Source organism: Pelagicoccus sp. SDUM812002 (assembly GCF_031127835.1).
In the GTDB taxonomy this organism is placed as follows: domain Bacteria; phylum Verrucomicrobiota; class Verrucomicrobiia; order Opitutales; family Opitutaceae; genus Pelagicoccus.
This window is the reverse complement of record NZ_JARXHX010000035.1, coordinates 1-16,646: the sequence shown is the minus strand read 5'-3', so window position 1 is coordinate 16,646 and position 16,646 is coordinate 1. Positions and strand designations below refer to the sequence as shown.

General features: G+C 54.2%; 12 protein-coding genes. 3 read left to right on the top strand and 9 right to left on the bottom strand.

Features of this window, described 5'->3' with window-relative positions:
• Window positions 1-737: DUF5597 domain-containing protein (locus tag QEH53_RS22840; RefSeq protein WP_309025555.1), on the top strand; the 737-nt coding region annotated here is incomplete at its 5' end.
• A 543-nt stretch (window positions 738-1,280) separates the two neighbouring features.
• On the opposite strand, the gene QEH53_RS22835 is transcribed toward QEH53_RS22840, so the two are convergent.
• Both QEH53_RS22835 and QEH53_RS22830 read right to left on the bottom strand, forming a co-directional pair.
• Entirely contained in the window at window positions 1,281-3,137 is a 1,857-nt protein-coding gene (locus QEH53_RS22835) for a PDZ domain-containing protein (protein WP_309025554.1), read from the bottom strand.
• 79 nt (window positions 3,138-3,216) lie between these two features.
• Entirely contained in the window at window positions 3,217-4,092 is an 876-nt protein-coding gene (locus QEH53_RS22830) for a helix-turn-helix domain-containing protein (protein WP_309025553.1), read from the bottom strand.
• A 554-nt stretch (window positions 4,093-4,646) separates the two neighbouring features.
• Between QEH53_RS22830 and QEH53_RS22825 the strand changes: the two genes are divergently transcribed.
• Window positions 4,647-6,353, top strand: a complete 1,707-nt coding sequence (locus QEH53_RS22825) for a sodium:solute symporter family protein (protein ID WP_309025552.1) — start codon at window positions 4,647-4,649, stop codon at window positions 6,351-6,353.
• A 4-nt stretch (window positions 6,354-6,357) separates the two neighbouring features.
• Here QEH53_RS22825 and QEH53_RS22820 read toward each other — a convergent pair whose 3' ends face one another.
• The 7 genes from QEH53_RS22820 to QEH53_RS22790 all read right to left on the bottom strand — a co-directional run bounded on the left by QEH53_RS22820 (window position 6,358) and on the right by QEH53_RS22790 (window position 15,231).
• On the bottom strand, window positions 6,358-7,146 hold the full coding sequence (locus QEH53_RS22820; RefSeq protein WP_309025551.1) for a glucosamine-6-phosphate deaminase: 789 nt from the start codon (window positions 7,144-7,146) through the stop codon (window positions 6,358-6,360).
• 173 nt (window positions 7,147-7,319) lie between these two features.
• Window positions 7,320-8,255, bottom strand: coding sequence for a hypothetical protein (locus QEH53_RS22815; protein WP_309025550.1), 936 nt, complete (start codon window positions 8,253-8,255; stop codon window positions 7,320-7,322).
• Window positions 8,256-8,269: 14 nt separating this feature from the next.
• Complete coding sequence (locus QEH53_RS22810) at window positions 8,270-9,280, bottom strand: hypothetical protein (RefSeq protein WP_309025549.1); 1,011 nt, start codon at window positions 9,278-9,280, stop codon at window positions 8,270-8,272.
• Entirely contained in the window at window positions 9,277-11,148 is a 1,872-nt protein-coding gene (locus tag QEH53_RS22805; protein WP_309025548.1) for a hypothetical protein, read from the bottom strand. Before QEH53_RS22805 ends, QEH53_RS22810 begins: the two co-directional genes overlap by 4 nt.
• A gap of 81 nt (window positions 11,149-11,229) precedes the next feature.
• The gene (locus QEH53_RS22800) at window positions 11,230-12,195 is read right to left on the bottom strand and encodes a zinc-binding dehydrogenase (protein WP_309025547.1); all 966 of its coding nucleotides are present in this window, start codon (window positions 12,193-12,195) and stop codon (window positions 11,230-11,232) included.
• Window positions 12,192-13,193 carry a zinc-binding dehydrogenase gene (locus QEH53_RS22795; protein WP_309025546.1) on the bottom strand — a complete coding sequence of 334 codons (1,002 nt, stop codon included), beginning with the start codon at window positions 13,191-13,193 and terminating at the stop codon, window positions 12,192-12,194. The genes QEH53_RS22800 and QEH53_RS22795 overlap by 4 nt, the downstream gene beginning before the upstream one ends.
• Entirely contained in the window at window positions 13,183-15,231 is a 2,049-nt protein-coding gene (locus QEH53_RS22790; protein ID WP_309025545.1) for a heparinase II/III family protein, read from the bottom strand. Before QEH53_RS22790 ends, QEH53_RS22795 begins: the two co-directional genes overlap by 11 nt.
• Window positions 15,232-15,359: 128 nt before the next feature.
• Here QEH53_RS22790 and QEH53_RS22785 point away from each other — a divergent pair, with 128 nt between their 5' ends.
• Entirely contained in the window at window positions 15,360-16,547 is a 1,188-nt protein-coding gene (locus tag QEH53_RS22785) for a sialidase family protein (protein WP_309025544.1), read from the top strand.
• Window positions 16,548-16,646: the final 99 nt, after the last annotated feature.

Below are 16,646 nucleotides of genomic sequence, written 5' to 3'. Positions count from 1 at the left end.
GCCCGCTTCCTCACCTCATCGACGTCTGGAGAGCGGGAGCTCCTTCCATCGACTTCATCGCCCCCGACATCTACTTTCCAAACTTCACGGAATGGGCGGAGCGCTACACCCAAAGCGGCAACCCGCTCTTCATTCCCGAGGCCCTGCGCAGCAACGAAGCCTCCGTCAACGCCCTCTACGCCTTCGCCGAACACGACGCGATTGGCTTTTGCCCCTTCGGCATCGAGTCCATTTCCGGAACATCCAAGAACCTGCTCACCGACAGCTACCACATTGCCGCCCAGCTCGAGCCAATCATCCTCGAGCACCAAGGGAAAGACAGCATGCGCGGATTCCTCCAGATCAGCGCCGCTCAGAAAAAACCACAGCAAATCCGCCTCGGCGACTACGAGATGCACGTTAAGTTTGAATACGCCGCCCCGCCCTCGCTCGCAGACGGCGTGATCAACGAATCAGGCGACATCTCTCGGGGCCCTCGCGTCCCCGCAGGCGGATTGGTCATCCAAACGGGCGAGGACGAATTTATCTTCGCCGGTATCGGAATCACCATTACATTCGATTCCCTCATCGCAGGCGAGGAAGCGGGCATCGTTTACGCAGAAAGCGGCGAATACGTCGACGGCGAATGGGAAAACCGACTCTGGAACAATGGCGACCAAACCCACCAAGGCCGCCACGTCCGCCTCGTCCCCGGCCAATTCGGTATCCAAAAAGTGAAACTCTACCGCTACAGATAAGCACACCACGAAATCGATGCGCAGTTTCACCCCCACGAACGTCTGCTCGTCTCCGAACTCTCCTTTAACCACAGGAACTCTTTCATCAAAAAGCGTCGTCAAGAAGCGGTAAAAACACGGCAAGAAGGTTGGGGGCTTCCCCTCTTACCTTGCCGTACGAATGAAACCATGATCCAGCCCCCCAGTAATTTGAACCGAGCCTAGGTCTTACCGAATTCGGGCTTCCAATACACTAACCTCTTGACTACCAAAAATCCCAAACAGGCTCATTGCCTAAACCTTGCACCGACCGATTATCGAATCTCCCACGCCCCTAAATAGGGCCGCCACTCTGGCGGTTTTTTTCCGAGCCCCGGTATCGTATGTCGTCCAAGCGGGGTAAGTAAAGTGCGAGGCAGTCCAAGGGAGATGGGCAACCGAGCTGAAAGAATAAGAAGCTCTTTTCTATTCCTCGTCCGTGGTTACCTCTGACTGAAGGGTCATTGGTACGCCCTGCTATGTTTCCATAGAAGTTGTGTTGGGACCGCTCGCGGGTTGCCGGCATCAATTCATTTGATTGCCGCCATCGCTACCCAACCATTTTCCTACTCGGGCCTTCTGTTCATCCGACATGTCGCTGCGGAAACGCAAGCGCCACGTTTCTCGAGGCTCCTCGCCTAGCGTGACTTTTAGGGTCCGCAACAACCCTCGCCGCGAAACGAGCACCTCAACTTCCTTGCCCGGGCCAAGTAAACCGACGATCCTTTTCAGCTGCTTCTCGTCGACTCGACTCCGGTCTATCGCAATGATTTCGTCATCCACGCACAACCCAGCCGCAGCTGCCGGCGTATTGCTCGGAACAGACGTTACCGTGACGATACCCCCGCTCCCGCTGGTCGAGGCTCCGAGCCAACCCTTTGGATTATCAACTGGCTCTTCCGGAACTGGAAAGAAACCACTATTCGTTGATGATTTGGGCTTTTCGAACTCAAGTCCGAACCAATCCAAAGCCGGTTGGTAGTCAAAGTCGCCTGGTTGGCGGACCAGACGATTGAACCAAGGACCAAGATTCTCGCCTGCCACTTCGCTAGCCAATGAAATGAATTCGGATTCCGTATACCCGTGCTCACCGCTGAAGCGCCGATACGCCTCACGCAATACATCGTCCAACGAAGCCTTGCCGCTACTCACCCGCTGAATCTCCGCATCGATTAGGAAACCCGCCACCGCTCCACCTGAATAGTAGCTGAAGAGCGCGTTGACCGAATTCTCATCGCGCCGATACGCCTTGATCCAGGCATCGAAAGAAGACTCGCTCAAGGATTGCACGAGACGCCCCGGCGTTCGCTGAGTTCCCGCAATCGAGCCGCTGAGGGCACCGAGATACTGGTCATTCGTATTGTATCCAGCCCGTGCGAGGAGGACGTGCTGGTAGTAGCTCGTAATTCCCTCAACAACCCACAAAGATGGGCAGTAATTTTCATGTTCGTATTCGAACGGTCCCAGCTCTACCGGACGCAGACGCTTGCCATTCCAAACGTGGAAAAACTCGTGGCTTACCAAGGACAACCAAGAGCGAATCCCTCCTCGGTTTTTTGAATACCAACGATCGGCTGTCATCACCAAGGACTGACGATGTTCCAAGCCTCCACGCGAGCCGGTGAGCAAATTGAAAAAATAATAAGGTTTCTCGTACGGTAAGTGTCCCCAAAAGTCACGCTGAGCTTCTACCAAATGCTGCACGTTGCGAGCAGCTCGCGGGTTATCCCAGACGTCTCCCCCTCCTAGAGTGACCAAGAAATGACTGACACCATCGACTTCGAAACGGTCAACCTGCGGCGAACCGGCAACCAGAGGACTGTCCACCAGTGTATCGTAATCTGGAGCCAGGTAGCGGTCCTTTGCGCCCGCAGGATCTAAAGGGGAACAAGTACGCTCCCAGCCTTCCGGCAATTCGACTGTCACCACGTAAGGCCGTTGGAAATCGTCTACTACCGAAAGAAATGTCGGAGCCCCATTTATCACCGCAAAGTCTGACTCCACCCAGTTGGCTCGCACATTGATCTCCCGACAAAAGAGCCTGTAACGAACCGACACCGTTTCGCCATCTCCCGAGTCTAAATGCCAGCGATTCTTGCCGGTCTTCACGATATCCAAGTCTCTACCCTCAGAGTCTTCCGCTTCTATCTTGATGATGTTTCTCGAGTATTCACGCACCAGATAGGAACCCGGTGTCCATACCGGCATGAACAAATCGAGTTCTTTAGCTCCTTCAGTCGGAATCTGCATTTCTACATCCATATAATGGATACGTGCATCAGAAAACCCAAGTGTATAGGATATAGCTTCTCGAGCGTTCAATAACGCCAGAGGTGAGGCCGACAACAACAGAGCAACAGAAAGGAAGCGTAAACGGAACATTGCCTAATAATGCGCCAACCGCACACCGCTGAGCGAGCGTTACCTAATTTACAGTAAAGCCTAGAGAAAACGAACATTTCTACTGTACCATTCCTCTCAAATACTCTCCCGGCGTACAACCTACGTACCGCTTGAACGAGCGATAGAAATAAGCCAAATCCTGAAATCCAGATTCGTGGCAGGCGTAAGCGACGTGCCCCGTTTCGCGAAGGCGCTCTTTCGCGTACTCGATTCGCTTTCGGTTAACGTACTCTACTAACGTGTAGCCCGTTCGCGATTTGAAGAGCTGAGTAAAACGACGTGGCGACACCCCACAACGCTCCGCCAAATCATCCAATGTCACCGGCCGATCGAACCTGTTTTCGAGCTCGTCCAGCAATCCCTCCAAGGCCGCTTCCGAGCCGCCGGCATTCTCGCCGCCCGCCTCCGCACCTCTCACCATGGCCACGACCAATTGCATCAAAAGGGCATGCAACATCGCCGTATGACCCTGCCCTCCCCGAGACTGTTCGCGCAACATCCCTTGGAAGGAATCGCGCATGAGACTAAAATGATACGCACTGCGTGCCCGGACCGCCTTATTCCGCGGAAACCGCTCAATCAGCGTTTCAAATAAAAGTCGCAAAGCTTCTGCTCCCTCGAGCGACGCCACAGTCACGCAGGCGATGATCAAAGTCATCGGCTCCGAGGGATCATCCACAAACCGATGCTCGTAGCCCATCGGTATTACCGCAAAAGAATTTGTACCCAAAACAACACGACCGTCTTCGAATTCCAAAAAGCCACGCCCTACCGGTACCCAGCAGATCTTGTGAAACGGCCAACTTCCCTTCGCCATACGAAATGAGGGCGAATGATGACTTTCCAAGATATAAATCCCTTCCGCCGGCATCGGCACTCCCATAGGAATGCTTCTCCGACCTCGCCCTTTACCATCGCTCTTTCCAATCTTCATTCTTATCCGTCCACCTTCGGCAATCCGTACACAACTCCTTTTCTAACTGTTATTCAGATGGTTACACACCGCAAACAAACCAGAAGGAACCAGCATTGCCATATTGTCTAATCAAAAACGACTTAATAATCCAAGACTAGAACCCCAAGGACGGTTATAATTTTCGCCTCCTTTCCTGTGCAAGTGCTTGAAACCGAAATCCCTCACCTCAGGTCCACAGTAGGCTACGTAAACGTTCTGCACAGCATGGGTAAACCTCAAGGCAAACCGATGAGGAGGCATTTGATTAGACTCATAGCCACCGAGGTCACTAGATTCAAACGCACCTGGGCCACCGAAAGAGCGGCATCGAACAAGACTGTAATTGGTTATACGATACGTCATGATCGATCTCAAAAGCTCGCTCGTTTAAAGCGACGAGGATTCGTGAAAATTTGAATACACCGACTCACTCTACCTACCGGAGAATTTAGACCTTACCGGCAGAGGTTTCCAACCCCTCGCCGACACGCTTTTCACAAACCGAATACGTTAACACTTCTCACCTATAAACTATGCTCGGAATCGGGTTTCTCAATCTCGTCGTCCTCATCGTCTACCTCTTGGGCGTTACTCTACTCGGAACCCTTTCCATGCGAAAGATTAAAGGTATGAGCGACTTCATCATGCCACGTCGCTTCGGAAAGTGGATGATGGCCATGCACGCCTTCGGCTCAGGCACCCATTCCGACCAAGCAGTCAGCGTCGCTTCTAAAACCTATACCAACGGCCTTTCAGGCATTTGGTACCAATGGCTCTATTTATTCGGAACGCCTTTCTACTGGCTCATCGCGCCCATGATGCGACGTTTCCGGGCACTCACTACTGCAGACATCTTCGATCTGCGCTACAACCGCAGTGTAGCGATGCTCTACTCCGTCATTAGTATCGGAATGATGGTTACGACCATCGGTCTTATGCTAAAGGGCTCCGGAGCAGTCATCTCAGGCGCCAGCGGCGGAGCTATATCTCCTGATATCGCAATCATCTTGATGACAATTCTCTTCGTCGCATACGGAACGGCTGGCGGACTCGGTGGCGCGATCGTCACCGACTTCGTGCAAGGAATCATGACGATCATTTTCTCGTTTCTGCTGCTTCCCTTCGTGCTCAGCGCTACTGGAGGCATGGACGGCGTGCGGGCTACCATCGCTGATCCTAGTGTATTCTCCCTCGTCGCGCCCAGCGAGATCGGCATCTTCTACATCGTCGCCATTGCCGTAAACGGACTCATCGGCATCGTTACTCAACCACACATTCTCTCGAGCTGCGCGGCGGGTAAAACCGAACGCGAGGGACAGTTCGGCTTCGTTGTCGGAAGTTTCACAAAACGATTCTGCACTGTCGCCTGGTGCTTAACTGGACTGGTAGGTATTGCCTATTACACTGGACAGGATATCAACCCGGACCATCTCTACGGCATGCTCTCGCGCGAATTCTTTCCCGAGATCATGCCGGGAATGCTGGGCTTGTTCATCGCTACTTTACTCGCTTCCGTGATGAGCTCCTGCGACTCTTTCATGATTGCCGCCTCCGCTCTCTTTACGGAAAACGTCTACAAGCCGCTACGCCCTAAGTGCAGCGACAAGCACTACCTTTGGGCCGCTCGACTAATGTCCGTGCTGGTGGTGGTGCTGGGCGTCGTATACGCCTATTCGCTTTCCGGAGTGATCGAGGGATTAGAATTCCTCTGGAAGATCGGCCCCATGATGGGGATCGCCTTTTGGCTGGGTCTCTTCTGGCGACGAGCCACATCTGCTGCCGCTTGGACCTCCACACTATCGGCCTTGTTCGTGTGGTGGCTCACTTCCCAGGCCTTTTTTGCGAGCTGGCTAGCCCAGTCGGAGCTCGCCGTCTCCCTACGCCTAGTGGTCGACCTCGACTCTGAACCAGCGGTCTACTTGCCTTGGCAAATGACCGCTTACCTCGGCATTGGCTTCCTTGTAGGGATTGTAACCAGTTTTTACACACAACGTACGCCCTCGGAAAAACTCGAACGCTACTACACCCTGCAACGGACGCCCGCTCTCGAGCAAGAGGACAACAGTGCGCCTCCATGCACCCTTCCCCCAGGGATCGCGCCCCTCCCCCACAAGCCACTTTTCCCCAATAGCGAACTCGAGATTTCCATCCCCTGCAAACGCTCCCTTATTGGCTTCGCCGCCGGCTGGCTCTGTGTGGCGGCCATCATCGGCAGCCTCTACTGGATCGCCGCTACCTGACGCCTTACCAATTTAACTTCGAAGCGGAGGCGGGGTCCAAAAATAATTGAACCTTCGGGTGCAGACGACAGAGGGTGGCTGGACAGTGTTGACCGATGGGCCCTTGAATCGCGGCAGCCACCGCGTCGGCTTTTGTCTGGGACGGAATCACACCGCTCAGGCATCCGGCACTGGCGAACACCCGCAAGGATAAGGTAATCGCATGTGTCGGTACTTCTTCGATACACGCGAAACACCCATCGTTCACTTGCTGCTGCCGACAGGCTTGATCGAGTTCAACCACCTTCGTCCATTGGGGCTCGTCGAATCGAGCTGGTGGGTCGTTGAATGCCAGGTGTCCGTTTTCCCCGAAACCAAGACAAACGAGATCGATCGGACTTTCTCCTAACAATTTATTCAATCGTTCACATTCCGCATCGCGGTCCGCGCACTCGCCATGTATTTCGTGAAATGCTTTCACGGATACAAACTTCAGAAAATGATCCTGCTGGTATTTGCGGAAGCTCTGCTCATGCGACGCCGGTAGCCCAATGTATTCGTCCATATGAAAGACCTCCACCTTTGACCAATCGACTCGGTCGCAATTCTCAGGTTTGGTCAGTTCCGCGAAAAATTCGTCCTGCGAGGGAGCGCTTCCGACCACGATCCGCACCTTGTCCTTCTGCTTCAGGAGCGTTACCAGCTCTTCCGTTACGAAAGCCGCCGCTGCCGCTCCCATTTCCCGGCGAGATTTGTAAACGCCTGCTTTAAGCTTTCCGGTCACTCGTTCCTGAATCGGTTTTTCCGTCATCATTTCATCCCTAAGTTTTCTCTTAGAGGCTGTTTAATAAGTCGCTTCCGACCGAGCGAAGTGGCTTTTCGAGACAGAAATGCGGCTTGCGAGCCGAGGAATACCCGGAGGGTATTTCGACGCGAGCTGACGCGATTCCGGCCGGAAAGACACAAGAACGGGAAGGAATGGACTTTTTAAACAGCCTCGCATTCTAACGTAATTCCAAAATGGGCCGCGGGCAGGCTTGAGCAAAGCGCGAGAGCCTCAGACGCTTCGAGGCTCAACCAATCTGCCGCGTTCCGACAAGCAGCATCCATCGTCAACGAAGAACCCGCGAAACGCTCCTCTCCGGGCAAATGGACAACTCCGTCCGCCCCCACTTCCAAATGGTAACCTGCCAACGGATACACTCCAGGAGGCGAGCCCGCGGCGGACATACAATCCGTAGTCAAAAACACCTTGCCTGCAGGCTTAGATCGATGAAAATTCTTCAACACGAACCGCGGCAGATGGATGCCATCCGGTATCAAACAAGCCACCAATTCGTCACGCGCCAATAGACGTTGCACCACGTTATCGTGTCGATGCATCTGCAACGGAACCGCGTTTCCGAGATGCGTGGCCAAAGTCGCTCCCGCATCGATCGCCGCATCGATCGCTTCTACAGATGCATTTGTATGACCGAGGCCAATACGCACCCCTTTCGCAACCGCAGCCTCTATGACCGCAACTGCCCCCTCCCGCTCTGGAGCAAGAGTGACCAATTTCAGATTCCCTCCCGACGCGTCGTAAAGCCGATCGAAATCCTCTAGTTGCGGCGAAATCGCCAAGGCCTTCGGGTGGGCGCCATGATAGCCCGCTTCGGTCGATATCCATGGCCCCTCTAAATGGTAGCCTTTTATCATGGAAGCCACCCTCGAATCCTGGTTGCGCAAGGCTTCGAAGTTCTCTAGTTTCTTGCACAATGCTTCCACGGAATCCGTAATGAGCGTCGCCAGGATACCCACCGTATCGTATTTTCTCAGCGACTTCACCGCGTGCAACAACTCAGGTAGATCCAAGGTATCGCTTTGAAAATCGACTCCTGCGAAACCGTTCACCTGCAGGTCAAAGAAACTCGGCCGCTTCATCTTGTTAGCCTACTCTACGGGACTGAAATAACTCCTAAATCGTAAACGTAGGCACCCATCAAGCCACCGTCCTGCCAATCCTCGCCCAAGCGATCAGAATACACGGTGCCTTCTTCAAAGGTTGAAACCCAAAGCCTACCCTTATGATTTGGGTCAAAAGTCATCGATGTAACGTTCTGGGAAGGCAACCCATCGCCGCGATCAAGCCATGTCTTGCCACCGTCACTGGAAATCCAGACTCCTGTTCCCCAACCGGCGGCAGCCATTCTTGAAGCATCGAATGGATCCACTGCGACAGCGTATATATTTTTATCGGCGAGATCCGAAGCCGTTTGCGTCCAGCTTTTACCGTCATTGCGAGATAGATACACGCCCTGACCTTCCGTTCCTGCGATCCATAGGTCCAGATTCGCCTGACTCCGAGCAATGCGCAAAATCGTCAATTTCGGCGAAGTTCGAATCGGACGCCACGTATTCGCTCCGTCATTACTCTGATAGACACCGTCCGCTGTACCTAGCATCACACGTTTCGGTTTCCGTTCGTCGATAATGATCGTTCGCGAATACTTCTCGGCCAGTCCCTTATTGGACGGATTCCAAGTCTCCCCACCATCACGACTGACACTAATGCCCCACACAGAAGCGGCATATACATTGTCACCATTTTTTGGATCAATTGCGATTTTTGTAAAGTCGCTCTCTCTCCAGCCAGACGTCATCTTCCAAGTCTCGCCTCCGTCGAGGGAACGAACGATACCGTTTCCACAGGCCAAGAACAGGCGTTCAGGATTAGAGGGATCGGTCGTGATGCTATTGATCGCCTGGATGACTGGCCCCGTTCGATGCCAATCATCGCTCGCCTCATCATAGAGAAAGACACCCGAGTCCGTGGGAATCGGACTCGATTCCTGTGCTTTCGTCATGGCGAGTGCCGCAAAGATTTTCGAATGGTCGGACCCATGGAGTTGGGACGCAATTGCGATCGCTGCAAGACCCGTCGCTAAAGTAAAAACGCTGTGCTTCATTCTGCTTCTAAAATAGTGGTTTCCGTAGATAGGCTTTTAAAATCTAGCTTGTAACGCTCCTGGCCGTAGTGGATTTCCAGTGTCTCGCTCTCCCGCTCCGCTCGTGAAAACGGTCCATCAAACAACTTCCACTTAGAATGATCGACTGCTTTTCCATCGACTGAGAGTTGGCCTCCATAGGTTGCAACTAACTCCTTGCCCGCCAGGTTAGTGAAACGTACAGAAGGCGTCGGACTCAGCTCGTACTGCAACGGCAATTCGCGAATCGCTTTCTTGAAGGCATCAAACGATTCAAATTCTGAAATGGGTGCAACTTGAACGATGTACCCGTTTTTTAATGACTCGCTCACAAAGCACTGACTTCCCCGAGCCAGTTCTTCGAAATTCGTACTGAACCACGCGCCTGCGCCACTCTTGAGCAGTCCGGTCCAATCAACCTCCTTCCACTCGCCTGGGGCAAAGGGCCGGTAAGCCACGTATACCGGACCGCCGTGGCCGAAAATCCAACCTGATTGATCTTCCACGCGGTCTTTGAGATCACGAGAAAATAGTGTGCTTATCAGCGGGAATCGTGTTCCCTCCGGAATGTCGTACAGGGCGATCAACGTAGATTCCTCCTGGAAAACATGTTCGTAGGGAGAGCCGCCTTCTAGCTTGTCCGGTGAATCGTAATCTACCTTAGAACGGGCAATCAGGTCCGTCACCGTATCCCAATCGGATGGGAAATACATGGTTCCCTCCAAGGGCGACGAATAAGGCTGCAAGCCGAACATCGTATTCGTTTTTCCAGACGAATCATCCTCACGCCAAATGAGGCTCCAAGTTTGCTGTTGGATTGGCTGCAGTAAACCACCCTGAGACGATCCAAGAATATAGTCTGGGTGCACATAGCTGTACTTGTAAACGGGAGTCGTGCTCTTACCGTCGATCTCAAATGCATCCGGGCCAGCGTGGCGCAGGCGCCAGCGGGTTCGCTTCAGTTCGCGCTGCACGTAAGCTTCATCACCTCGTCCATGGGCGATGCGGTACAAAATGGGCGGCGGCGTGTATCCACTGAGCGCGATCAAAGTGTTTCCAGCATTGGGGCGGTACTCGCCCTGGTTAAAGAAAAGCCATCCATGAGCCGCTCCCGCAGTCAGAGAGGGTTGCAGCAAGTAACGTGGATAGAGGCGGCTGTGCGCCCCGCCGTAGAGGCCGTCGATATTCTCCACCACATAGTCGAGAAGGATGTAGTCCATCATCATCTTTCCTTGCTGACGAACAACTGGATCCTGCGCCCATCCTGCGAGCAGCGCCATGGGTCGCGTGTACTCTTCGATGTAGTTGGGCGAATCGTATTCGCCTTGCCCATACGACGTTGTAATGTGAATCCAATCGCTGATGTATTCCTTCGCCTCCGCCATGTTCTCGGCTGAAGACTTACCATTGTACCATTGGTCCGGTCCGGCATCTGGGAACATTTCAGCAGCGAGATAGATACTTGCGTAGTACATGATCCAATGGTTTTCCGTGTCGCCACGATAGGGGAAATAGGTCCGCCAAAGCTCTTTGATAAATGCCCAGTCGTCATCGTTAAGTACGCCACGCCCCGTCTCCATCATCAATACCATCGGGTGCATCCAAAACATGGCACCCGTCGGGGTTTCATTGGCCTCACGAATGTGAGCGCGGGCCCATTCTAGATTCGCGCCGCGATGCAAGTTCGCCGCAACCGTAAACATTCCCCCGCGTGCCGTGTTGGTCGGATCTGTGTTTTTCACCACTTGATCGATCACGTATTCGCAGCGCTCGCGAAACTGGATTGCCAGCTCCGCATCGCTGAGGAAAGGATCCGGCTGCTGACCATTCAGAGCGGTTGGCAGCAGCATTGTCGCTAGCAACAAAGGTAAAATAGTTCTTCTTAATTTCATTCTCCTAAATTTCATAAATTGGATGGGCCTAAACGAACCCTATGGGGTGAAACAAATCTTGATCGCTTCCTTACGCTCGAGCAGCTCTACACCTTTGCTGTATTCGGCCAAAGGAAGTGTTTTTGATACTAGGGGCGAAAGTTTAAGTGCACCGTTCTTGATATGCTCCAACGCCCGTTCTGCTGCAAATCGATTCTGGTTGCCATAACCTATCAGGTGCAATCCGCCGCACCACTGGAAAAAGCCGAAGCCCACCTCCTCCCGCAGTACGCCAAACAGAGCCACCACGTCTCGTGTTCGCTTCAGCAAAAACGCTACGGATACGCCAAGTCCCGTGCAATCGACCGCCAACGCCAAACGCTCCGGCTTGAATCGATCATAGGGAAAACAGTCCGGATCGGTCGGATCCAAGACTCGATCCGCTCCAAGGCTTAACGCTAGTTCGCGCCTCGATTCCACCGGATCGAATGCCACGACCTCGCTCGCCCCATAGGCTTTAGCGAGCTGCACAGCTAAAAGTCCAGCCGGTCCCAGCCCGCTCACGCCGAATCGCTTCCCTTCGATCGGACCGATATTGAGAATCTGATCAAAGGAAACTTGAATACACATCGCCAACTCGAGCGAGGCGATCGCTTCCGTATCCAAATTCACAGGAACCCTAAGCAAGTTCCCTGTATCCGCAATCACATACTCAGCGTAACACCCGTCGCGATTCGCTCCTTGGTCTTGCCAAAGGGCCACTCGGTCGCCCACGTCAAATTCCTCAACACCTTCGCCAAGAGATTCAACATATCCAACGGCTTCATGCCCCGGATGCCCCACGGGAGTCGGGTAGTCAATCACGCCCCCTGGGGCCATAGACTCGCCGCGCATCAAATGCATATCCCACTGAGGACAAGTTGCTACGCATTCAACTTTCAAAAGAACCTGCCCCTTGCCAGGGGTTGGCCTCGGAACCTCAACCACTTCAGGTTGCCCAGCCGCTTGGTATTGAATGGCTTTCATTGCGCAGTCGTCTCCCAGTCCAAAATCACTCCCATAACCGGTTCCTTTTTTGTTTCGATCAGCTTCCAAGCTTCAGCCGCTTGTTCTACGGGAAAGCGATGCGTAATCAACGAAAGCGTATCCAACGTTCCATTCGCTACCAATTTCAAGGTCTCCTCCAGACGCTCCGGGGTAGCCCCAGAAACCAAATCGATACTTAATTCCTTATAACGCGGCGGCTGCAGCTCCAGACGATCCTCCGGACCGTAAAAGCCTGCTGAAACCAGATGGGCAAAACGGCGGAGCAATCCCTGCAACGTATCCATGAGCTCTATACTCCCTACGGTATCCACCGCAACTTGAGCGCCTTCCGGAAACATTTCTGCGACCTTCTCTACCCATTTTCCGCCGTCTTCCAAAAGCGTTTCACCCTGCTTAAAATAGGCAAGCCGGTCGGCGTGTCGGCCGACGAGCACCACCTTTGCTCCCCGCGACGCGAGCATCTGGGCCGTCCACTGGCCCACCAATCCATCTCCCACCACGATCGCTCCGTCTCCCAGCTTCAGTTGCGGTCGCACTCCGGAATTATACCCCACTTGGGTGAGCACCAATCCGGAAAACGCCAGCGGATCGACTCCCTCAGGCAATTTTAGAACCGCGGCCCGTGGGCAAACCGACGGCGATATATGTCCTCCTCGCGGTTCAAACATTCCGTCGATCTTACCGATCGAAGCAAAAACGCGGTCACCTACCTTGAGATCATCCACTTCGGCTCCCACCCATTCTACGATTCCGACCTTCTGGTAACCAGCTACGATAGGAAACGGATGCGGGTCGCCTGGACGCCAAGGCGTATCGCCATCCACTCGTTCGCCTCTGAGATAGGAGCCTTCGGTCCCATTGCTGATCCAGCTATGGGTCACGCGAACGACCACCTGATCCGCAGCAGGATCCGGGCAGTCAACCTCTTGAAACGAAACGGTGTTCCGATCTGTGAATACCACCGCTCTAGCTTTCATTTTTCCATTCCATTTCGGGAATCGCTTTTTCCGTATTCAAGATCCCCTTCATCGTATTCACTTCCAAATGCCACCGATGTCCTCTTTGTCGAATGTCAATGGTCGGAGCTTCTTCTCCTCCGGTCTTTTCAGCTACCATTACCGTGCAAAGCTCGTGCCGTTTCGCCCGAGAGCTATGGGCCCGCACAAATGGATACTCGCCAAGATTCTCGCTGCCATTTAGGGTCACACCCGCCACCAAGTCTTCAGAGAAATCAATTTTCTCCTTCCGCACTGACAAAGGCGTATTCGCGGCAAAGGCGCCATATAACGTTGCCTGTGGACGCTTCAGCTCGAACTGGGCGCCTTTTTTGGAAACAGACGCCATCCCATCTCGATTGTCGGGAAAGTACCGAATCTCCACCGATTCCTCTACACGCTGCAGATCGACCTGGTCGAAAACTACCATCACGTTCGGTTTAAAGAAAAATACCGTGCGCATCACTTTGGATACATTTTGATTCGCCAAGCGATAGGCATGAGTCGCGTCGCTGCTCCACCAAACACGCTCACCTTCGTCCACGAAGGAAACGATTTCTGCGTTGGCCGCGCCGGCATTTACGCCTTCCTCGCCTTCGTGGTACTGGTGACCGCGACCACCGATCAGCACTGCGTTGTGTGCCTTCGTCAGTCGCAAAGTCCACTTCGGATCTCGGCGATCATAGGCTGCACCGAACGGATCGTTCAACAGGCGTTCCCCGTAGACTTTGTACAAGAAGCTATTCCGGTCCGCATGCTCATGATTCGCGGGGTTCCCGCTGCGAAATGCCAGAACGGCATCACCGGCCTCCCACCCACTTCGGCAAATGACCCAATCCAGATCGTTGCAAACATTCTTCAACGCCTCCCTTGGTGGTTCCGAGTGCTCATCCGGCCGATACCAAAGGAAGTCTAAGAAATACCCGGGTGCCGCAAAATGCTCAGCCGCATATTGAGCGACTGGATTCCCGGTCCTCGCCTGTATCCAGGATCCTACACAGGGGTGAATCGAGGAAGAGGCATCACTGAAGTTTACCACATCGGGCGTGCCATCCGCCTTCTCGCCAGCTTGCATCGTCGCAACATCATCCACGTAACCGGCCCAATTAATCGCGTCCGTCCAATCAATCGTGCCCAAAACTCGATGATGCGCTTCACAAAACGGCAGAAGCAACCGCATCGCGTAGGCGCTGTAGCTAAGACCTTCAAAATAGTTGCCGCTCGCGGTAAATTGCGAGAACACCGAGTGAGCACTTTCAACGGCTGTATCCAGCCAGCCCTTACTTCTCGAATCTCGCCCGTTCAAAGCTAACGCGGCCATTCCCAGTCCCATCGTAGAAGTCGCCCTCAAATTGGTACCTCCTAAAAAGGTCGGCCAATTCTCCATGTTGAAGTCGTTGATCTTTGGATGCTCCGGATCGTTATGCCAGCCGACGACTCCTTCGGGATCATTCATCCCTCTTATCATCCTGAAACAAGGGCCAGCGCCCTTTTCAGCCAACGAGTCCAAAAAGCGCTCGTTCAAATCGTCACTGAAATCATCTCCCAACGCTTCACGAACGAAGAGCAATCTCGAGACCGCCATCGCCGCCCGCATCAGCCCGATCGTCTCCTCGCCATCCATCAAGTAATCCCACTTCGGCAGAGCGACTGCATTTTCGAATCCTGCTAGCAATGCATCCCGCCGCTCCTCTGTCGGCTCGACGATATGGACCACCGCCGAGTGCTCCATCTCCGCCCAAAACGTCCCCAGATCGCCGGAAATGTTGCCAGTCGTGGCAAACGTCTCCCACGCCGAAGCAATCGACTGGGGCGATGCCGCCGCCCATTCTTCGAATTTGGAACCCAACAAGACGGACCGAGCGTTGGCCCGAATCCGAGGTACATCGGCTTTGTCGAAAAACAGGCGTCCGGTGCCGGTGTTGCTCGGAGCTGCACCTCTCAACCAAAAGGGTAGGAAACTCGCTCCGGCGATGGCAACTCCACCTCGTTTCAGAGCGTCTCGTCTAGTGATCTTCATTATTGCAGGCGTACAGGGGTGAAATCGAAAGCTATCAGCTCGCCCTCTCGCAGAAACCCTGTTCCGCGCTATATTGTAAACCAGCTCCTTCCTTGGCGGTTCCCGCATTGCGACTAGAACAGTCTCCCATGCCCAAGCTCAAACTCTTGCTCGCCACTGCGTTTCTGTCTGCCCCTACACTCCCTTGCAGCTGGGCGGATACCGATGCAACAATCCTTAAGCACATCAGCATCTACGAGAAACGCGATGCCTATTGCGCCTGGCCAGCGATCGCTCGCGCCGGTAATGACGACATCATCGTCCTCTTCACGCGCACCGAAGAACACATGTCTCCCAACGGCGAGGTTTTGCTCTCCCGTTCCACCGACAATGGCCAAACCTGGCTCCCGCCCGCGATCGTCTACGATACGCCGATCGACGACCGCGAGTCCGGCCTTACCACCCTCGCCGACGGCAGGCTCCTCACCCACCTCCGCTCGGTCCGATTCGGAGCCTCCACCTATCAAGACCTTCCCGACACCGCTTACCCCCCGGAGCTAATCGCTCGCTGGTCTGACTACGTCGAAAAAACTGAATACAAAACCGCTACCCATCTCAGTCGAGCCTGGCAAACCGTATCCGATGACAATGGCATCAGCTGGTCAACACCTGCTCCGGGCGTCGACTCCATCCATGGCGGCATTGAATTGCAAAACGGCAGCCTCCTCGTCGCCTCCTATCGCGACGATGCGGGAAACATCGGCGTCCACGCGACTTCGGATCCAGAGACGCCGTGGCAAAAGATTGCCACCGTCGACTGCCCCCGCCCCGCCACCATCCGCTTCGGCGAACCTCACATCCTGCAGCTCGCCAGCGGGCGTATCATCATGATGATTCGCGCCACTGCCAAACCCTACGACGACGCCTCACCGCTCTGCCATCTTTGGGCGAGCTACTCCGACGACAACGGAGCGACCTGGGCTCCCGCCTACGAGACTCCTCTCTGGGGCTTTCCTCCCCACCTGCTTCAGCTTGACGACGGACGCATCCTTTGCAGCTACGGCTATCGCCGTGATCCTTTCGGCCAGCGGGCTTGCCTCAGCGAAGACGGGATCACCTGGAAGCAAAGTGACGAGGTCGTCCTGCGCAGCGACGCAGCCAATAAAGACCTTGGCTATCCCGTCTCCATAGAGCTCGACCCCGGTCGCATTCTCACCGTCTACTATCAGCCAAATATTCCCGCCGGCTCGAATCCCGCCACTCATCCGCCTGATCCCAATCGCAAGAAGCCTGGGATTCTCGGCACCATCTGGGAGCTTCCCACCGGGTACGATTAAAACCGTGGCCTGCCTGCTCCAAGGTGGGGCCGCGCTACCTTGGTCAGTCTAAATCCTGTAGGGCGCGGCGCTTGCGCCGTCCCGCGGAGAGCGGACCAA

Bases quoted from the DNA above. Each gene is read 5' to 3' on its own strand.
- QEH53_RS22835 (WP_309025554.1), bottom strand. From the start codon at position 3,137: ATGTTCCGTTTACGCTTCCTTTCTGTTGCTCTGTTGTTGTCGGCCTCA.
- QEH53_RS22830 (WP_309025553.1), bottom strand. From the start codon at position 4,092: ATGAAGATTGGAAAGAGCGATGGTAAAGGGCGAGGTCGGAGAAGCATT.
- QEH53_RS22825 (WP_309025552.1), top strand. From the start codon at position 4,647: ATGCTCGGAATCGGGTTTCTCAATCTCGTCGTCCTCATCGTCTACCTC.
- QEH53_RS22820 (WP_309025551.1), bottom strand. From the start codon at position 7,146: ATGATGACGGAAAAACCGATTCAGGAACGAGTGACCGGAAAGCTTAAA.
- QEH53_RS22815 (WP_309025550.1), bottom strand. From the start codon at position 8,255: ATGAAGCGGCCGAGTTTCTTTGACCTGCAGGTGAACGGTTTCGCAGGA.
- QEH53_RS22810 (WP_309025549.1), bottom strand. From the start codon at position 9,280: ATGAAGCACAGCGTTTTTACTTTAGCGACGGGTCTTGCAGCGATCGCA.
- QEH53_RS22805 (WP_309025548.1), bottom strand. From the start codon at position 11,148: ATGCTGCTGCCAACCGCTCTGAATGGTCAGCAGCCGGATCCTTTCCTC.
- QEH53_RS22800 (WP_309025547.1), bottom strand. From the start codon at position 12,195: ATGAAAGCCATTCAATACCAAGCGGCTGGGCAACCTGAAGTGGTTGAG.
- QEH53_RS22795 (WP_309025546.1), bottom strand. From the start codon at position 13,193: ATGAAAGCTAGAGCGGTGGTATTCACAGATCGGAACACCGTTTCGTTT.
- QEH53_RS22790 (WP_309025545.1), bottom strand. From the start codon at position 15,231: ATGAAGATCACTAGACGAGACGCTCTGAAACGAGGTGGAGTTGCCATC.
- QEH53_RS22785 (WP_309025544.1), top strand. From the start codon at position 15,360: ATGCCCAAGCTCAAACTCTTGCTCGCCACTGCGTTTCTGTCTGCCCCT.